Here is an 18,332-nt window from a genome sequence, read left to right as displayed (position 1 = left end):
TTCGCTAAAAGATGGTCAAATACGCCACGCCCTGCAACACATTGCGGGGCGTTTTGCTTTCAGAACAACAACTTATTTTTGGCATGATTCTTGTAATGATCGCAGCATCATTCGGGAACTCGTGGGAGAGCACCATGCTGGAACTACTTTTTGTGATTGGCTTCTTTATCATGCTGATGGTCACGGGCGTGTCGCTGCTCGGTATTCTGGCCGCGCTCGTTGTGGCCACGGTGGTGATGTTTGTCGGCGGATTATTTGCCCTGACGATTAAACTCTTGCCGTGGTTACTTCTGGCGATTGCGGTGGTATGGGCCATACGGGCGATTAAATCACCAAAACTGCCGACTTATCAGCGTAATAACCGCTTCCGTTACTAAGGTATTGAGGGGTACGTCACATACCTGCAACTTTTCCGGCAGCAATCTTTAGAACAGAATAGGATTTACTTATCGAATCTGTCACTATGGCTGCCGCTAAAGAATTCATCGAGCTGTACCCTACATACAGCCGAACTAAAAAAAAGAAAGGGCTTCCCATGGGAAGCCCAATTTCTTTTTATGGCTCAGGGAATTAACAGACTTGAGCCCTGGGTTGCCCGGCTCTCCAGCACCTCATGCGCACGTTGCGCATCGGTCAGCGGATATTTCTGCGCTTCTGCCACATCCACTTTGATCACCCCACTGGCGATCAGCGAGAACAGCTCGTTGCTGGCTTCCTCAAGTTCTTCCCGGTTGGTGATGTAACCTTGCAGGGAAGGGCGGGTGACATACAGTGACCCTTTCTGATTCAGAATGCCCAGGTTCACGCCGGTGACAGCCCCGGAGGCGTTACCGAAGCTCACCATCAGCCCGCGACGTTGCAGGCAGTCCAGCGAAGATTCCCAGGTGTCTTTCCCCACCGAGTCATACACCACGCGTACCTTTTTGCCGCCAGTGATCTCTTTCAGCCGCTCAACGGTGCTCTCTTCCCGGTAGTTGATCACCTGCCATGCGCCCGCGTCCAGCGCGCGCTGCGCTTTTTGCGCGCTGCCTGTGGTGCCGATCAGCTTCGCCCCCAGGGCTTTCGCCCACTGGCAGGCAATCAGCCCTACGCCACCTGCGGCTGCGTGAAACAGGAATTGCTCGTCAGGCTTAATTTCGTAGGTTTTGCGCAGCAGATAATAGACCGTCAGCCCTTTCAGGAATGAGGCGGCAGCCTGCTCGAAGCCGATCGCATTTGGCAGAAGCGCCGCTTTCTCGGCCGGAACGTTATGGATGGAGCTGTAAGCGCCCAGCGCCGACTGCGCGTACACCACGCGATCGCCTTCCTTAATGTGCTTAACCGCGCTGCCCACTTTGCTGACGATACCGGCCGCCTCGGTGCCCAGTCCGCTCGGCATCGACGGAGGCGGATAGAGACCGCCGCGAATATAGGTATCGATGTAGTTAATGCCGATCGCTTTGTTTTCAACCTGGATTTCGTTCTCGCCAGGTGCCGTGGGGGTAAACTCCACGGCTTGCAGTACGTCTGGCCCGCCATGTTTCTGGAACTCAATGCGTGTTGCCATGCTCCCTCCGTTAGAAAATTATGGTAATCTTTCGACCCACTCTTTATCTCGGTAACTCCATTCACTATGGCAGGAAACAAACCCTTCAACAAACAGACTGAACCCCGTGAACGTGATTATCAGGTCGCCGGGTTAAAAGTCCCGCCGCACTCGATTGAAGCGGAACAGTCGGTGTTGGGCGGTTTAATGCTGGATAACGAACGCTGGGACGACGTCGCCGAGCGCGTTGTTGCGGAAGACTTCTATACCCGCCCGCACCGCCACATCTTTACTGAAATGGCGCGTTTGCAGGAGTCGGGCAGCCCGATCGACCTGATTACACTCGCAGAATCGCTGGAGCGTCTGGGACAGCTCGACAGTGTCGGCGGGTTTGCCTATCTGGCAGAACTGTCAAAAAACACGCCAAGTGCCGCGAACATCAGCGCTTACGCTGATATCGTCCGTGAACGTGCCGTTGTCCGCGAGATGATCTCGGTGGCGAATGAGATCGCCGAGGCCGGTTTCGATCCCCAGGGGCGCACCAGCGAAGATCTACTTGATCTTGCCGAGTCCCGCGTCTTTAAAATCGCCGAAAGCCGTGCGAACAAAGACGAAGGCCCGAAAAACATCGCCGATGTGCTCGACGCCACCGTTGCGCGTATTGAGCAGCTTTTCCAGCAGCCGCACGATGGCGTGACGGGGGTGAACACCGGTTATGACGATCTCAACAAGAAAACGGCAGGTCTTCAGCCATCGGATTTGATTATCGTCGCGGCGCGTCCGTCGATGGGTAAAACGACATTTGCGATGAACCTCGTCGAAAACGCGGCGATGTTGCAGGATAAACCGGTTCTTATCTTCAGTCTTGAGATGCCCTCAGAACAGATCATGATGCGTTCTCTGGCATCCCTGTCGCGTGTGGATCAGACCCGCATCCGTACCGGTCAGCTCGACGATGAGGACTGGGCGCGGATCTCCGGCACCATGGGGATTTTGCTGGAAAAACGGAACATCTATATTGATGACTCCTCCGGCCTGACGCCGACGGAAGTGCGCTCCCGCGCGCGCCGTATCGCCCGTGAACACGGTGGTATCGGTCTCATCATGATCGACTACCTTCAGCTGATGCGCGTTCCGTCGCTTTCCGACAACCGTACGCTGGAGATTGCCGAAATTTCCCGCTCGCTCAAAGCGTTAGCCAAAGAGCTGCACGTGCCGGTGGTGGCGCTGTCGCAGCTAAACCGTTCTCTGGAACAACGTGCAGACAAGCGCCCGGTCAACTCCGACCTGCGTGAATCCGGCTCCATCGAGCAGGATGCCGACTTAATCATGTTCATCTACCGTGATGAGGTTTATCACGAGAACAGCGATCTGAAAGGGATCGCCGAAATTATTATTGGTAAGCAACGTAACGGCCCCATCGGTACGGTACGTCTGACCTTTAACGGCCAGTGGTCGCGTTTCGACAACTATGCCGGTCCTCAATATGATGATGAGTAATTTCTAAGGAATTCAAATGCAAGCGGCAACTGTTGTGATTAACCGCCGCGCTCTGCGACACAACCTGCAACGTCTGCGAGAACTGGCGCCCGCCAGTAAGCTCGTTGCAGTCGTGAAAGCGAACGCTTACGGACACGGTCTTCTTGAGACCGCGCGAACGCTCCCCGATGCCGACGCTTTTGGCGTCGCCCGTCTCGAAGAAGCTCTCCGCCTGCGCGCAGGTGGAATTACGCAACCGATTCTGCTCCTCGAAGGCTTTTTTGAAGCCTCGGACCTGCCGACCATTGCCGATCAGCACCTGCAGACGGCGGTGCATAACGAAGAACAGCTGGCCGCGCTGGAAACGGCCGAACTGAGCGAGCCGGTCACCGTGTGGATGAAGCTCGACACGGGCATGCACCGCCTGGGCGTGCGCCCGGAGAATGCCGAAGCGTTTTATCAGCGGTTGTGCCAGTGCAAGAACGTGCGTCAGCCGGTGAATATCGTCAGCCACTTTGCCCGCGCCGATGAGCCTGAATGCGGCGCAACGGAACAGCAGCTTGATATCTTCACCACCTTCTGCGAAGGCAAACCGGGGATGCGCTCCATTGCGGCGTCCGGCGGCCTTCTGCTGTGGCCGCAGTCGCACTTCGACTGGGCGCGTCCGGGGATTATCCTGTATGGCGTTTCTCCGCTTGAGAACAAACCCTGGGGACCGGACTTCGGCTTTAAGCCGGTGATGTCGCTGGTTTCAAAGCTGATTGCCGTGCGTGAGCACAAAGCAGGCGAGCCGGTAGGTTACGGCGGCACCTGGACGAGTGAGCGCGACACGCGGCTTGGCGTGGTAGCGATGGGCTACGGCGACGGCTATCCGCGCGCCGCGCCAACGGGTACGCCGGTACTGGTCAATGGTCGCGAAGTGAAGATTGTCGGCCGTGTGGCGATGGACATGATTTGTGTCGATCTGGGACCCGACGCGCAGGATAAAGCGGGGGACGATGCGGTGATGTGGGGCGAAGGCCTGCCGGTAGAGCGTATTGCTGAAATAACAAAAGTGAGTGCTTACGAACTTATCACGCGCCTTACCTCAAGGGTAGCGATGAAATACGTCGACTAATCACAGTATCCGGGAAGGGATATGTCACCATCTGAAATGGCTGCTTGTCTGGCCTATGCGCTCTCTGTCTGGCTGGCGGCCAGAAACAATATCAACACGTGGTGGATCGGTATTCTCGGCAGCGGGCTATACGCCTGGGTCTTCTATTCAGTGCAGCTCTATGCTGATGTTACCCTACAGCTCTTTTTCATTATCACGAGCATAACGGGTTGGGTGCACTGGCTGAAAGGAAACCGCGGAGAGGTATTGCCGGTGCGGCGAACCCACCCCAGACATTTTCTCCTTCTGCTGGCCTGTGCCGTGGCAGTAGCGGCGCTGTACGGGCTTTTATTGCATCGGTATACCAACGCCTGGGCGCCCTGGCTGGACTCCATTATTTTAACCTTCAGCATCCTGGCGCAGTTCATGCTAATGGGCCGACGCCTGGAGAACTGGTACGTCTGGCTTGCCGTCAATACCCTTGCCGTGCCGCTGTATGCGATGAGGGGCCTGCATTTGACCGCGGTTCTGTATCTGGTGTTCTGGTTTAACGCCTGGCACGGTTTATATCAATGGCGTAAGGAGATCCGCGCGCGATGAAACCTTACGCAGAGGGTCTGATTGTCGGCAAGTTCGCGCCCTTACACGCAGGACATGAATTGCTTATCAACGCTGCGCTTGCCCGGTGCGAGACGGTATTTATCATCAGCTATTCGCTACCGGAAATGCCGGGGTGCGAACCCGAAAAGCGCCTTCAGTGGTTACAGACGCGTTTCCCGCGGTGTCGTCACCTGGTGTTTTCGCCAGAGATCGCGGCGGGCCATGATATTGAACCGCCGCCGCCCAACGACGCAGATGCCGATCGCCACCGACACTACGTGGCTACCCTATGCGAACGCTTCTTTCACTGCCGACCGGACGCCGTATTCACTGCGGAGGATTACGGCGATGGCTTTGCCCGCGTATTAAGCCAGCGTTTTGGCAAACCGGTCACGCACGTGCGGCTTCAGCGCCCGGAGGGCCCTGATGCGCCCTCAGGCACGCTTATTCGCTCTGATGTTCATCGCTACCGCGAGATGCTCTCGGCGGAGGTTTACCGGAGTTTTGTCTTTCGAATTTGCTTATTGGGCGGCGAGTCGACGGGCAAAAGCACGCTTTCCCGGGCGTTGGCAGCAGCGCTTAACGCGCCCTATGTCGCTGAGTTCGGGCGCGAATACTGGGAAGAAAAGAACGGAGTACTGGAATGCGACGATCTCCTGCATATTGCGCGCGAGCAGGTGCGGCGTGAGGACGCAGCCAGCACGGCGCCTTATCTGATTTGTGATACGTCGCCCTTAACCACGCTGTTTTATACCCTCGACCAGTATGGCTCGGCGCCTCAGGCGCTGCACGACTTAGCCGGGCGGGACTACTCGCTGGTTGTACTGTGCGGCGATGAATTTCCCTTTGTACAGGACGGTACCAGGCAAGGCGCGGCGTTTCGCCGCAGGCAGCAGTCGTGGTATATCGCTGAACTGGCGCGCCGAAACATCCCGTATTTACGCGTCACAGGGTCGACGTCTGAGCGTATCGAACAAATTCGTGGGCATATCCAGGAACGGTTTTCATAACCTTCTCGACCTTCTCCTGCTTCCGGTTTATTGTTGAAAATCCTGCCTCATAACAATCCGGAGAACATCGCGTGTTTCAGAAAGTAGACGCCTACGCCGGCGACCCTATCCTCTCCTTGATGGAGCGTTTCAAAGAAGATCCTCGCAGCGACAAAGTGAACCTCAGCATCGGTCTTTATTACAACGAGGACGGCATCATTCCTCAACTGAAAGCCGTTGCCGAAGCCGAAGCGCGTCTTAACGCAACCCCGCACGGGGCTTCGCTTTATCTGCCGATGGAAGGGTTAAATACCTACCGTAATACCATTGCGCCGCTGCTGTTTGGTGCGGATCACGCGGTGCTCGCGCAAAAGCGCGTGGCGACTATCCAGACGCTGGGTGGCTCGGGTGCGCTGAAGGTAGGCGCAGATTTCCTGAAAAAGTACTTCCCGGATTCCGGCGTGTGGGTCAGCGACCCGACGTGGGAAAACCACGTGGCCATCTTTGAAGGCGCGGGCTTTAAGGTTGCGACCTATCCATGGTTCGACAGCGAAACCAACGGCGTACGCGTTGATGCGCTGCTGGAAAAACTGAACACCCTGCCGGAGCGCAGTATCGTATTGCTGCATCCGTGCTGCCATAACCCGACCGGTGCGGACCTCACCAATGCCCAGTGGGATGCGGTGATCGAGGTACTGAAGGCGCGTAACCTGATCCCGTTCCTCGACATCGCCTATCAGGGCTTTGGGGCGGGCATGGAGGAGGACGCCTACGCCATTCGTGCGATTGCCAGCGCGGGTCTGCCTGCGCTGGTCAGCAACTCTTTCTCAAAAATCTTCTCCCTCTACGGCGAGCGCGTCGGCGGTCTGTCCGTGGTGTGTGAAGACGCCGAAGCCGCGGGACGCGTACTCGGTCAGCTGAAAGCGACGGTCCGCCGTATTTACTCCAGCCCGCCGAATTTTGGTGCGCAGGTGGTCGCGACCGTACTGGGCGATGATCAGCTGAAAGCCACCTGGCTTGCGGAAGTGGAAGGCATGCGTAAGCGCATCCTGTCGATGCGTCAGGAGCTGGTTAACGTCCTGAAAGAGGCCGTGCCTGGACATAACTTTGATTATCTTCTCAAGCAGCGCGGGATGTTCAGCTATACCGGACTGAGCGCAGCGCAGGTCGATCGCCTGCGCGAAGAGTTCGGTGTCTACCTGATCGCCAGCGGCCGTATGTGCGTGGCGGGGCTGAATGCTGGCAACGTCCAGCGCGTGGCGCAGGCGTTTGCAGCTGTGATGTAAGTACTCACTACTTATTATCTCCCTCTCCCTGTGGGAGAGGGCTGGGGTGAGGGCATCAGGCCGCAGAAAATCTTGCCCGGTGGCGGCTGCGCCTTACCGGGCCTACATCACTCATCCACACTTTGTGATCGTCTTCTTTTTATTCAGCTTCATAAGCAAAAACTCCTTTTCTTCCCCTCCCGCTGGGGTTATGGTCGGATAGTTTTTGACCATTCGCTCAAAATAAAAAGATAACAAACTGAATATTCAGGGGAAAACATGCGCAAGATCACACTGGCGCTCAGCGCCGCCTGCTTATTGTTCTCGCTTAATAGTACCGTTGTTGCGCGGGCTTCTGCACCCACGCCGCTTTACACCGGCACCACCGCCGCCATTCTTGCCGAACAGGCCCCCATTCACTGGGTTTCAGTGGCACAAATCGAAAACAGCCTGACGGGTCGCCCGCCGATGGCCGTGGGCTTCGATATTGACGATACCGTTCTCTTCTCCAGCCCCGGTTTCTGGCGCGGCAAAAAAACGTACTCCCCGGACAGCGAAGCCTATCTGAAAAACCCGGAATTCTGGGAAAAGATGAATAACGGCTGGGATGAGTTCAGTATCCCGAAAGAGGTTGCCCGCGCGCTGATCGCCATGCACGTAAAGCGCGGCGACAGCATTTACTTCGTGACAGGACGTAGCCAGACCAAAACCGAAACCGTCTCGAAAACGCTACAGGATGATTTTCTGATCCCGGCGGCCAGCATGAATCCGGTCATTTTTGCCGGGGACCAGGAAGGGCAAAACACCAAAACCCAGTGGCTGGAAAAGAAAAATATCAAGGTGTTCTACGGTGATTCAGATAACGACATCACCGCGGCGCACGATGTGGGAGCCAGAGGCATCCGGGTGTTACGCGCCTCGAACTCCACCTACCGGCCGCTGCCAATGGCCGGAAAATTTGGTGAAGAGGTGATCGTTAACTCCGAATACTGATGCATTAACGGCGGGGTGAATGCTTTTTTAAGCAAATCTCGCCGCGCGGGTTTTACCTTTCGCTTTCTTGCTGCACACTTAGAAAGATTCATCTTTCAACACGGAGCAGCACATGTGGTATCAACAGACCCTGATCTTAAGCGCAAAACCACGCGGATTTCACCTGGTGACGGACGAAGTCATCGGGCAAATCCGCGACCTGTCGCGCGTCAAAACGGGTTTGCTGCATCTGCTGCTTCAGCACACGTCTGCTTCTCTCACGCTCAATGAAAATTGCGATCCCACCGTCCGGTCTGACATGGAGCGGCATTTTCTGAAAACCGTCCCGGATAACGCCCCGTATGACCATGATTACGAGGGGGCGGATGATATGCCTTCGCACATCAAATCCTCTTTGCTGGGCGTCTCGTTGATGCTGCCGGTCCACAACGGACGGCTGCTGCTGGGAACGTGGCAGGGGATCTGGCTGGGAGAACATCGCATTCACGGTGGTTCGCGTAAAATTATCGCAACGCTACAAGGGGAATAAAGATGACAATTTCGGAGATACTTCAGTACTGCATGAGCAAGCCGGGCGCAGAACAGAGCGTTCACAGCGACTGGAAAGCCACGCAGATCAAAGTGGGTGATGTGTTGTTCGCGATGGTAAAAGAGGTGGAGGGACGTCCTGCGGCATCGCTGAAAACCAGTCCTGAACTGGCCGACTTACTGCGCCAGCAGCACGATGATGTCAGGCCAAGCAAGCATCTGAATAAAGCACACTGGAGTACGGTGTTTCTCGACGGCTCGCTGCCAGATTCGCAAATTTACTACCTGGTAGATGCGTCGTATCAACAGGCGGTAGAACTGCTGCCGGAAACGATCCGACAGCAGCTCTCCGTGTAACGATTACAGCAACGGTTTAAGGAAGCGCGCGGTGTGCGAGGCTTCGCACTCTGCAACGGTCTCTGGCGTACCGGAGACGAGGATTTCACCGCCGCCGCTGCCGCCTTCCGGGCCGAGATCGACAATCCAGTCCGCGGTTTTAATCACGTCCAGGTTGTGCTCAATCACCACGATGGTGTTGCCCTGATCGCGCAGCTGGTGCAGCACGTCCAGCAGCTGCTGGATATCCGCAAAATGCAGGCCGGTGGTCGGCTCGTCCAGAATATACAGCGTCTGACCGGTTCCGCGTTTGGACAGCTCACGCGCCAGCTTCACGCGCTGCGCTTCACCACCGGACAGCGTTGTCGCTGACTGCCCCAGACGGATATAGGTCAGACCAACATCCATCAGGGTTTGCAGCTTACGCGCCAGCGCAGGGACGGCGTCAAAGAACTCGCGCGCCTCTTCGATAGTCATATCCAGCACTTCGTGGATGGTCTTGCCTTTGTACTTAATCTCCAGCGTTTCGCGGTTATAGCGCTTGCCTTTACACTGGTCGCACGGCACGTAGATATCCGGCAGGAAGTGCATCTCAACCTTGATTACGCCGTCGCCCTGGCACGCTTCACAGCGGCCGCCGCGCACGTTAAAGCTGAAACGTCCTGGCGTGTAGCCGCGCGAACGCGCTTCCGGTACACCCGCGAAGAGTTCACGGACGGGCGTAAAGACGCCAGTATAGGTCGCCGGGTTGGAACGTGGGGTGCGGCCAATCGGGCTCTGATCGATATCGATAACCTTGTCGAAATGCTCCAGCCCCTGAATGTCGCGGTACGGTGCAGGCTCGGCCAGCGTCGCGCCGTTCAGCGCCGTCTGCGCAATCGGGAACAGCGTATCGTTGATCAGCGTCGATTTACCGGAACCGGACACGCCGGTGATGCAGGTAAACAGCCCGACAGGCAGCGTCAGGGTCACGTCTTTCAGGTTGTTGCCGCGCGCCCCGGTTAGCTTCAGCACTTTTTCCGGGTTCGCCGCCACGCGCTGTTTTGGCACTTCAATTTTGCGCTTGCCGCTCATGTACTGGCCGGTCAGCGACTCGGGCACCGCCATAATGTCTTTCAGCGTCCCTTCTGCCACCACCTGTCCGCCGTGCACGCCAGCGCCCGGGCCGATGTCGATCACGTGGTCTGCGGCGCGAATGGCGTCTTCGTCGTGCTCAACCACAATCACCGTGTTGCCAAGGTTACGCAGGTGAACCAGCGTGCCGAGCAGGCGTTCGTTGTCGCGCTGGTGCAGGCCGATAGACGGCTCATCCAGCACGTACATCACGCCGACTAAGCCCGCGCCAATCTGGCTCGCCAGGCGGATACGCTGGGCTTCACCGCCGGAGAGCGTTTCAGCCGATCGGGAAAGCGTCAGGTAGTTCAGGCCGACGTTCACGAGGAACTTGAGGCGATCGCCGATCTCTTTCAGCACTTTTTCAGCGATTTTCGCGCGCTGGCCGGAGAGCTTCAGGTTGTTGAAGAAGTCCATCGCGTGGCCGATGCTCATGTCTGAGATGGTCGGCAGCGCCGTGTTTTCGACAAACACGTGACGCGCTTCGCGACGCAGACGTGTACCCTCGCAGGTGGCGCAGGAGCGGTTGCTGATGAACTTCGCCAGCTCCTCGCGCACCGCGCTGGATTCGGTCTCTTTGTAGCGGCGCTCCATGTTGTGCAGCACCCCTTCGAACGGGTGGCGACGCACGGAAGTGTCACCGCGATCGTTCATGTACTTGAACTCGATGTTCTCTTTGCCGGAACCGAACAGGATCACTTTATGTACGTTCGCGCTCAGGCTGGCCCACGGGGCTTCAACGTCGAACTTATAGTGCTCTGCCAGCGATTTCAGCATCTGGAAGTAGTAAAAATTACGCTTATCCCAGCCGCGAATGGCGCCACCCGCCAGCGACAGCTCCGGGTTCTGGATCACGCGGTCCGGGTCGAAATATTGCTGAACGCCGAGGCCGTCACAGGTCGGGCACGCGCCCGCTGGGTTGTTGAACGAGAACAGGCGCGGTTCCAGCTCGCGCATGCTGTAGCCGCAAATCGGGCAGGCGAAGTTGGCGGAGAAGAGCAATTCTTCCGCTTTCGGGTCGTCCATGTCGGAGACCACCGCCGTACCGCCAGAGAGTTCCAGCGCCGTTTCGAACGATTCCGCGAGACGTGTGGCGAGATCTTCACGCACCTTAAAGCGGTCAATCACCACCTCAATGGTGTGCTTCTTCTGCAGCTCCAGCTTTGGTGGATCTGACAAGTCACACACTTCGCCGTCGATACGGGCGCGGATATAGCCCTGGCTTGCCAGGTTTTCCAGGGTTTTGGTGTGTTCACCTTTACGCTCTTTAATGATTGGCGCCAGCAGCATCAGGCGTTTGCCTTCCGGCTGAGACAGCACGTTATCCACCATCTGGCTGACGGTCTGGGCCGCCAGCGGAACGTCATGATCCGGACAACGCGGCTCGCCCACGCGCGCATACAGTAGACGCAGGTAGTCATGGATTTCGGTAATGGTACCGACCGTAGAACGCGGGTTATGCGATGTGGATTTCTGCTCAATGGAGATAGCAGGAGACAACCCTTCAATGTGGTCGACATCCGGTTTTTCCATCAGCGACAGGAACTGACGCGCGTACGCCGAGAGCGATTCAACGTAACGACGCTGTCCTTCGGCATACAAAGTGTCGAAAGCCAGTGAGGATTTGCCAGACCCCGAAAGCCCGGTCACGACGATGAGTTTGTCGCGAGGGATTATGAGGTTGATATTCTTGAGATTGTGGGTGCGGGCGCCCCGAACTTCGATCTTATCCATTCACCTTTCCCGGTTGGAACACGGATTGCCTGATTTGTTTGAAGGACAAACGGCTGTCAGAAACGGCTAATTATGACACAAAATGACCTGTTTGAATATACAGTATTGGAATGCATTTTCTGATTCACTGTGTAACAATGTCGAGTCCGCGAGAGAACTCTGGAACATGCTACGCAACTATCAAAGTGTCGCATGGAAATGGTACACTCGCGCGTTTACACTATTAAGAAACGTATTCAGGAGACACGAACATGGCCAGCAGAGGCGTAAACAAGGTGATTCTCGTCGGTAATCTGGGCCAGGACCCGGAAGTACGCTACATGCCGAGTGGTGGCGCAGTTGCCAACATTACGCTGGCTACTTCCGAATCCTGGCGTGATAAAGCGACCGGTGAAATGAAAGAGCAGACCGAATGGCACCGCGTTGTGCTGTTTGGCAAACTGGCTGAAGTGGCCGGTGAGTATCTGCGTAAGGGTTCTCAGGTCTATATCGAAGGCCAGCTGCGTACCCGCAAATGGACCGATCAATCCGGTCAGGAAAAATACACCACGGAAGTGGTGGTCAACGTAGGCGGCACCATGCAGATGCTGGGTGGTCGTCAGGGCGGTGGCGTACCGGCAGGTGGCGGCCAGCAGCAGGGCGGTTGGGGTCAGCCTCAACAGCCTCAGGGCGGCAATCAGTTTAGCGGCGGCGCGCAGTCTCGTCCGCAGCAGCAGTCTGCTCCGGCACCGTCTAACGAACCGCCAATGGACTTCGACGACGATATCCCGTTCTGATATCCAGACGCGTGAAACACAAAAAACCCAGACAATGTCTGGGTTTTTTTATAACAGGCTATCAGGTAATCACCATCGGCCAGTCTGGCGGAGTGTGGCTCATGGCTTCAACCATCACCACTTTAATGTTTTCCCAGACGGCGGCCATATCCACCAGCGTAATGCCGAGCAAACCTGTCGCGAACCAGCATGCGGCACCCAACCCTAACAGGGTGCTAATCACAGCAAGACCTGCGTAGTCGGACTTTCGGAACTGAATGTTTAATGTGCTGGCCAGGAACATCAAAACCGCGCTCAACAACGGCCAGCGCAGGAGCACCATGCTGGTGGTAATGGTTGCCATAAAACCCATCCTCGACAAAACAGACGAACTGGAATGAAACAATGTTTCTCGTTACATAAGATGTGTGAACTATATCACATTTGCTGTTTTATTCGCCAGTATCGTATGAGGTAAAAGTGGGTTTATAACCGGGTAAAATATATCGTCCTCGTTCAGATCGGCGCTAAGCCGGAATTTTTATTTTTAATTCATTCAGATAGCAAAACCTTTGCAAAACACCCTCGGCTGTATAGCGTTTACAGCAGTATGTCTATGGATTATGCTTGTGTGGAACAATAAATGTACCCGCAAAAATAATTCATCACATTGAATTATTTGGTTTTTTTGGATTTTTATTCTTTTTTAACACTCAGCATACTCTTTGATTTCGTGGTCTTATTCTTTTATTCAGATATGAGTTATTGCGGTTGCTCTCTCGATTAATGACCTGCGAAAAGATAATGAAAGAAAAAAGACGCGAGATTATTAACGACAGCATGCAGGCTCTGCACGCCCTGGCGAAGCTGATGCCACAACTCAACGCGCAGTGTTCGCCGGTTGAAATGCTGGAAATCATCAACAGCGCACTGGGGGCAAATCTCTCGTGGGTCAGTGTCGAATCAGCAGACGGGCCGCGCGTGGTTTGTGCCGGCGACGTGACGTGTCACGCCTTCAACGTGGCGGATTTTCTTGCCAGCACCCTGTTGCAGCGGCATCACCGCGCCTGGCGCGTTATCTACTGGAAAGAGCATATTGGCCGGGCGGTATTTTCCCCTCAGCACCCGGGCTATGCGCGGCTGCAAAGCGGCGTGCTGTGTAAACTCTCAGCGCATGGCAGACAGTGCAGTGGTTATTTCTTTTTGGCTTTTAATGAAAAACTGACCTCGTTGCCGATATTGAAAAATATCGTGGTGGTATTGGTCGAGAAGCTAAAAGATTATTTTGATGACATCATCGTGCGGGAAAAAACAGCGCAAGAGATGCAGCGCGTCGTCACGCAATATAAAACTTTATTTGAACGTGCTCCGGTATTGATGAACGCCTTTGACAGGCATAACCGGTGTGTATTGTGGAACGCCGAATGCGAAAAAGTCTTTGGCTGGAGTATGACTGAAATCGGCGAGCACCCCGATCCGCTGGCCCTGTTTTACCCGGATCCCGAGGAGCGACAGCGCGTGCAGGAGTCGGTTCGTTTCGCACCACTTAAGGATATGTACGAATGGCACCCGGTGCGTAAAGACGGGACGCCGTTAACCATCCTCTGGTCAAACATCCTTTTACCGGATAACTCCATTCTCAATATTGGCCTCGATATCACCGAACGTAAAAAAGCAGAACAGCAGCTGACCGTCAAAGCCACCACGGACGATCTGACGGGCTGTCTGAATCGCTCGACAATTTTACAGCGGCTCAAAATGGCGCTGGCAGCCAGTTCGCCGCAGGATGTCAGTAGCCATTTCTGTCTCCTGATGTTCGATCTCGATTATTTCAAGCAGATCAACGATCGGTGGGGACATCAGGTTGGCGATGCGGCATTGATTCACTTTTGCGACCGTATTCGCGAAGTGAGCCCGGCCGGGTCGGCACTGGGACGGGTAGGAGGCGAAGAGTTTGTTCTTCTGCTGGCGCGTACGGATGGTATGGCCGCTACGTTGCTCTCTTCCCGGCTGCGTGCCGCGCTGATCTCAAAACCGCTGCGTGTGGGCGATAAAACGCTGGTACTCTCTTTCAGCGCCGGGGTGGTTGAAGTCTGTCACGGGCAACGGGATACTTCTGCCATACTGATGCGTGCCGATCAGGCATTATATGACGCCAAGCGTACGGGAAGAGGAAAAACGGTTCTGGCGTCTGATTATTTATAAATCAGCATAAGAACAAAGAGCAGGCTATTTCAGCCAACAAATTTTCCACACATGTCGCGGGTAATTATTATCCTTATCAGAAACGAAATGAATACTTTTAGTTTGGCTTACGGGAAAATATTATCGGCATCACGAATTTTAGGATTTTTAATACCAAAAGTCAGTTGCTAACTTTCCATGATTCATGCAACGTAATCACCTGTTTATCAAAGCAGCCGGTCTTCATTGCTACAGGCGTACAACATGCAGGGATACAGAGCGGGAAATGAATCGTAGCGCGCGGCGCAAAATGCTCAAAGCGGTCGGGATTATCATGGTAGTTATGCTGCCGGTGATGCTTGCGCTATGGTTTGCCCAGCTTAGAGCCGTGTCGGAAATCAGCGCTCAGCTGCGCACGTTTGCTGAACTTGCTTTAAACAAAACTGAACGGGTTATTCAACAGGTTGATATGGCCCGGGAAGACGCGGAAAAATATCAGGGTAAAGTGTGTACGCCGGAGCATCGTCAATATATGTTGAACGTTTCCCGCGGTCGCCTTTTTGTTGCCGATTTAATTTATGCTGAAGGCCAGGACTTTCTCTGCTCGACCCTTTTTACGCCGGCTCATCCTTACATCATCCCCGCTGCCAATTACACACGTAAACCCGACGTTGCTATCTATTATTTTCGCGATACGCCATTTTTTAATGGTTATAAAATGATATATATGCAGCGCGGAAATTATGTCGCAGTGGTCAACCCGCTTTCGTACAGTGAGGTGATGTCAGACGATCGTTCCCTGTCGTGGGGAGTGTATGACACCGTCAGCAATGCATTCTTTTCTGTGAGTCAGAAAGCCAATATTTCTTTATTGCATTCGATGCTCCGACATCAGGAAACGACTTTTCAGAAAGATGACCGTTTTTATACGATTGTAAAATCAGAGCAGAGGCCCATTGCGGCCATCGTTTCAACCTCCAATGCCCGTTTTTATAAAACGCTTTATCATCAGGCTACTCTGACGCTACCGCTGGGGATGATTTGCAGCATTATTATTTTGCTGGTGTGGTCGCGAACACACCGTGAATTCAATTCGCCTGGCCGACTTCTGCACCGGGCGTTGAATAAACGCCAGCTGTGCGTCCATTATCAGCCCATTATTGATATAAAAAATAACCAGTGCGTGGGAGCAGAGGCGTTGTTGCGCTGGCCAGGATTCAACGGTCAGGTTATGAGCCCGGCGGAATTTATTCCCCTGGCCGAAAAAGAGGGGATGATTGAGCGCATTACGGATTACGTCGTGGAGGAGGTGTTCACCGATCTGGGCCATTTTCTTGCCGCTCACCCCGATCTGTATGTCTCGATTAACCTGTCGGCGTCGGATTTTCACTCTTCGCGTCTTATTGCCCTGATCTCCGACAAAGCCCGCTTTTACTCGGTTCGCGCGCAGCAAATAAAAATTGAGGTGACGGAGCGGGGGTTTATTGACGTGCCGAAAACCACGCCGGTCATTCAGGCGTTTCGCCAGGCGGGGTATGAAGTGGCGATTGATGATTTCGGAACCGGCTACTCTAACCTGCATAACCTCTATTCGCTAAACGTCGATATCCTGAAAATCGACAAATCTTTTATCGATACCTTAACCACCAACAGCACCAGCCACCTGATTGCCGAGCACATCATTGAGATGGCGCAAAGCCTGCGGCTGAAAACCATTGCGGAAGGGGTCGAGACGGGGGAGCAGGTGAGCTGGCTGCTGAAGCGTGGCGTGCAGTATTGTCAGGGATGGCACTTCGCGAAAGCGATGCCGCCCCAGGCATTTATGGCCTGGCAGCAGCAACCCTTGCGTTAACACGCATTAATTGAGCTGATGGCGGTAGTCGCTCGGCGTACGGTCAAACTCGCGGCGGAAGACGCGGGAAAAGGTCTGCTGCGACACATAGCCCAGATCCATTGCGATATCAAAAATGGGCCGCTGCGTTGAGCGTAACGCCTGCGCCGCCAGCAGGAGCCTGCGCTGGCGAATGTAGTCACCCAGCGTTTGATGCATTACGGTGCGGAACATTCTCTGTAAATACCATTTCGAATAGCCCGACTTCTTAGCGACCACATCAATGTTCAACGGCTGGTCGATATGTTCATCAATCCATTCAATAAGCGTCTGAATAATTTGCTGATGCGACATAAGGTTACCCCTCTGTGGAGACATCTGTCCTGGTTGATTCGTCGTTTTCTCTGCGGGGGAGTATAATTCCTCAAGTTAACTTGAGGTAAAGAGGTTTTATGGAAAAGAGATTACCGCGCATCAAAGCGCTGTTAACCCCCGGTGAAGTGGCGAAACGAAGCGGCGTGGCGGTGTCGGCGCTCCACTTCTATGAAAGCAAAGGGTTAATAAAAAGTATCCGTAACGCCGGAAACCAGCGGCGCTATACCCGCGATGTGCTCCGCTACGTGGCGATTATCAAAATTGCGCAACGTATCGGCATCCCCCTGGCTACCATCGGCGACGCGTTCGGCGTATTGCCGGAAGGGCACTCGCTGAGCGCGAAAGAGTGGAAGCAGCTGTCGTCCCAGTGGCGAGAAGAACTGGATCGTCGTATTCACACGCTGGTGGCCCTGCGCGATGAACTGGATGGCTGCATTGGTTGCGGGTGTTTATCACGTAGCGATTGTCCGCTGCGTAACCCGGGTGACAGGCTGGGCGAGCAGGGAACAGGGGCGCGGTTGCTGGAGGAGGATTGAGAGGTGTGTGCCGGGTAAGGCGCAGCCGCCATCCGGCAACAAGCATAAAGAACTAAAGCGCCACTAAGGGCGCTTTAGTTTTTTCCGGTCTTTGTCTTTCTCTCTATCCCGCTGGCTCACGGGAGGGTTTCCCCCGACATCAGTACTCCTCGTGTCGAGCTTGTGGAGGAGGTTCCGGTTTGTACTGACACTTTAATTCTATGCCCGGCCGCCGTTTTTGCCACCGGAGATGATGAGATTTTAGCCGAATTTTTTTCGTGAAGTTGTTCAGTTTTCTATAGTTAAAAAGTATGAATCACCGGAGAACATCATGCTAACGGTCCACCACCTTAACCAGTCTCGTTCCCATCGCGTCCTCTGGGCGCTGGAAGAACTGGGTCTGACATATGAGATTGTGCGCTACCAGCGCGAAAAAACCATGCTCGCACCAGACGCGCTCAAAAAAGTGCATCCGCTGGGAAAATCCCCGGTACTGGAAGATAACGGACTGGTTCTGGCTGAATCAGGCGCGATTCTGGAATATCTTCAGGAAACGTACGATTCGGCGTCACGATTCAAACCGTTAGATCCCGCCCATAAAGTGCAGTATCGCTTCTGGCTGCATTACGCCGAAGGGTCCTTGATGCCGCTGCTGTTAATGAAGCTGGTATTTAACAGCCTCGGCAACCCCCCCGTCCCGTTTGGCCTGCGCACGCTGGGTAAGGCGCTGGGGCAGGGGGTGCAAAAAGCGTATCTCAACCGCCAGCTGGAAACGCATGCGCGCTTTATTAACGATCATCTTGCCGAAAACAGCTGGTTTGCCGGCGACACGCTGACCATGGCGGACATCCAGATGAGTTTTCCCCTCTTCGCCCTGCTGGCGAGAGGCGGCATCGACAATCTCGACCACATAGCGGCGTGGAAACAGAGAGTGGAGGCACGTCCGGGCTGGCAGACAACGCTTGCGAAAGGCGGCCCGCTGACGATACCCGGCGGGGGATGAAATGTAACGAA

Annotated in this window: 18 protein-coding genes; 14 read left to right on the top strand and 4 right to left on the bottom strand. The window is 54.7% G+C overall.

The window, feature by feature from the left end:
• Positions 1–134: 134 nt before the first annotated feature.
• Positions 135–377 (top strand): envelope stress response protein PspG, encoded by a 243-nt coding sequence (gene pspG / locus ACOTXC_RS18585; RefSeq protein WP_017382623.1) that lies wholly within the window; start codon positions 135–137, stop codon positions 375–377.
• A 185-nt stretch (positions 378–562) separates the two neighbouring features.
• Here the strand turns inward: pspG and ACOTXC_RS18580 are convergent, their stop codons facing one another.
• Entirely contained in the window at positions 563–1,546 is a 984-nt protein-coding gene (locus ACOTXC_RS18580) for a quinone oxidoreductase (RefSeq protein ID WP_421767893.1), read from the bottom strand.
• 66 nt (positions 1,547–1,612) lie between these two features.
• Here ACOTXC_RS18580 and dnaB point away from each other — a divergent pair, with 66 nt between their 5' ends.
• The 8 genes from dnaB (at position 1,613) to ACOTXC_RS18540 (ending at position 8,832) form a co-directional block, all read left to right on the top strand.
• Positions 1,613–3,025: a replicative DNA helicase gene (gene dnaB, locus ACOTXC_RS18575; protein ID WP_003860298.1), complete on the top strand. Its 1,413-nt coding sequence runs from the start codon at positions 1,613–1,615 to the stop codon at positions 3,023–3,025.
• A gap of 16 nt (positions 3,026–3,041) precedes the next feature.
• A complete protein-coding gene (alr, locus tag ACOTXC_RS18570; RefSeq protein ID WP_063150901.1) occupies positions 3,042–4,121 on the top strand; it encodes an alanine racemase in 1,080 nt (359 codons plus the stop codon).
• Between the two features lie 21 nt (positions 4,122–4,142).
• Positions 4,143–4,700, top strand: a complete 558-nt coding sequence (pnuC, locus tag ACOTXC_RS18565; RefSeq protein WP_032627030.1) for a nicotinamide riboside transporter PnuC — start codon at positions 4,143–4,145, stop codon at positions 4,698–4,700.
• Entirely contained in the window at positions 4,697–5,710 is a 1,014-nt protein-coding gene (locus ACOTXC_RS18560) for an AAA family ATPase (protein ID WP_063201894.1), read from the top strand. Before pnuC ends, ACOTXC_RS18560 begins: the two co-directional genes overlap by 4 nt.
• 71 nt (positions 5,711–5,781) lie before the next feature.
• The gene (gene tyrB, locus ACOTXC_RS18555; protein ID WP_022646748.1) at positions 5,782–6,975 is read left to right on the top strand and encodes an aromatic amino acid transaminase; all 1,194 of its coding nucleotides are present in this window, start codon (positions 5,782–5,784) and stop codon (positions 6,973–6,975) included.
• A gap of 258 nt (positions 6,976–7,233) precedes the next feature.
• Complete coding sequence (gene aphA / locus ACOTXC_RS18550; protein ID WP_003860292.1) at positions 7,234–7,947, top strand: acid phosphatase AphA; 714 nt, start codon at positions 7,234–7,236, stop codon at positions 7,945–7,947.
• A gap of 112 nt (positions 7,948–8,059) precedes the next feature.
• Positions 8,060–8,476 (top strand): secondary thiamine-phosphate synthase enzyme YjbQ, encoded by a 417-nt coding sequence (locus ACOTXC_RS18545; protein ID WP_421767892.1) that lies wholly within the window; start codon positions 8,060–8,062, stop codon positions 8,474–8,476.
• A 2-nt stretch (positions 8,477–8,478) separates the two neighbouring features.
• A complete protein-coding gene (locus ACOTXC_RS18540; protein WP_006810472.1) occupies positions 8,479–8,832 on the top strand; it encodes an MmcQ/YjbR family DNA-binding protein in 354 nt (117 codons plus the stop codon).
• Between the two features lie 3 nt (positions 8,833–8,835).
• Here ACOTXC_RS18540 and uvrA read toward each other — a convergent pair whose 3' ends face one another.
• The gene (gene uvrA, locus ACOTXC_RS18535) at positions 8,836–11,658 is read right to left on the bottom strand and encodes an excinuclease ABC subunit UvrA (RefSeq protein WP_015570187.1); all 2,823 of its coding nucleotides are present in this window, start codon (positions 11,656–11,658) and stop codon (positions 8,836–8,838) included.
• A gap of 251 nt (positions 11,659–11,909) precedes the next feature.
• On the opposite strand from uvrA, the gene ssb1 reads away from it, so the two are divergent.
• Positions 11,910–12,434 (top strand): single-stranded DNA-binding protein SSB1, encoded by a 525-nt coding sequence (gene ssb1, locus ACOTXC_RS18530; protein WP_421767891.1) that lies wholly within the window; start codon positions 11,910–11,912, stop codon positions 12,432–12,434.
• Positions 12,435–12,495: 61 nt separating this feature from the next.
• On the opposite strand, the gene ACOTXC_RS18525 is transcribed toward ssb1, so the two are convergent.
• Positions 12,496–12,777, bottom strand: a complete 282-nt coding sequence (locus ACOTXC_RS18525) for a YjcB family protein (protein ID WP_022646751.1) — start codon at positions 12,775–12,777, stop codon at positions 12,496–12,498.
• Positions 12,778–13,217: 440 nt separating this feature from the next.
• Between ACOTXC_RS18525 and ACOTXC_RS18520 the strand changes: the two genes are divergently transcribed.
• Entirely contained in the window at positions 13,218–14,618 is a 1,401-nt protein-coding gene (locus ACOTXC_RS18520) for a sensor domain-containing diguanylate cyclase (RefSeq protein WP_032677167.1), read from the top strand.
• A 265-nt stretch (positions 14,619–14,883) separates the two neighbouring features.
• A complete protein-coding gene (locus tag ACOTXC_RS18515; protein WP_069596152.1) occupies positions 14,884–16,449 on the top strand; it encodes an EAL domain-containing protein in 1,566 nt (521 codons plus the stop codon).
• Positions 16,450–16,455: 6 nt separating this feature from the next.
• On the opposite strand, the gene soxS is transcribed toward ACOTXC_RS18515, so the two are convergent.
• Positions 16,456–16,782 carry a superoxide response transcriptional regulator SoxS gene (soxS, locus tag ACOTXC_RS18510; RefSeq protein WP_003860277.1) on the bottom strand — a complete coding sequence of 109 codons (327 nt, stop codon included), beginning with the start codon at positions 16,780–16,782 and terminating at the stop codon, positions 16,456–16,458.
• A 98-nt stretch (positions 16,783–16,880) separates the two neighbouring features.
• Here soxS and soxR point away from each other — a divergent pair, with 98 nt between their 5' ends.
• Together soxR and ACOTXC_RS18500 are read left to right on the top strand one after the other, a co-directional pair.
• A complete protein-coding gene (soxR, locus tag ACOTXC_RS18505) occupies positions 16,881–17,339 on the top strand; it encodes a redox-sensitive transcriptional activator SoxR (RefSeq protein ID WP_003860275.1) in 459 nt (152 codons plus the stop codon).
• Positions 17,340–17,649: 310 nt separating this feature from the next.
• Complete coding sequence (locus tag ACOTXC_RS18500; RefSeq protein WP_421767890.1) at positions 17,650–18,321, top strand: glutathione S-transferase family protein; 672 nt, start codon at positions 17,650–17,652, stop codon at positions 18,319–18,321.
• Positions 18,322–18,332 lie beyond the last annotated feature (11 nt).

Origin of the sequence: Enterobacter cloacae complex sp. IR5428, assembly GCF_049238585.1 — a bacterium.
GTDB classification, from domain to species: domain Bacteria; phylum Pseudomonadota; class Gammaproteobacteria; order Enterobacterales; family Enterobacteriaceae; genus Enterobacter; species Enterobacter intestinihominis.
This window is presented reverse-complemented; position numbering and strand designations above follow the sequence as displayed.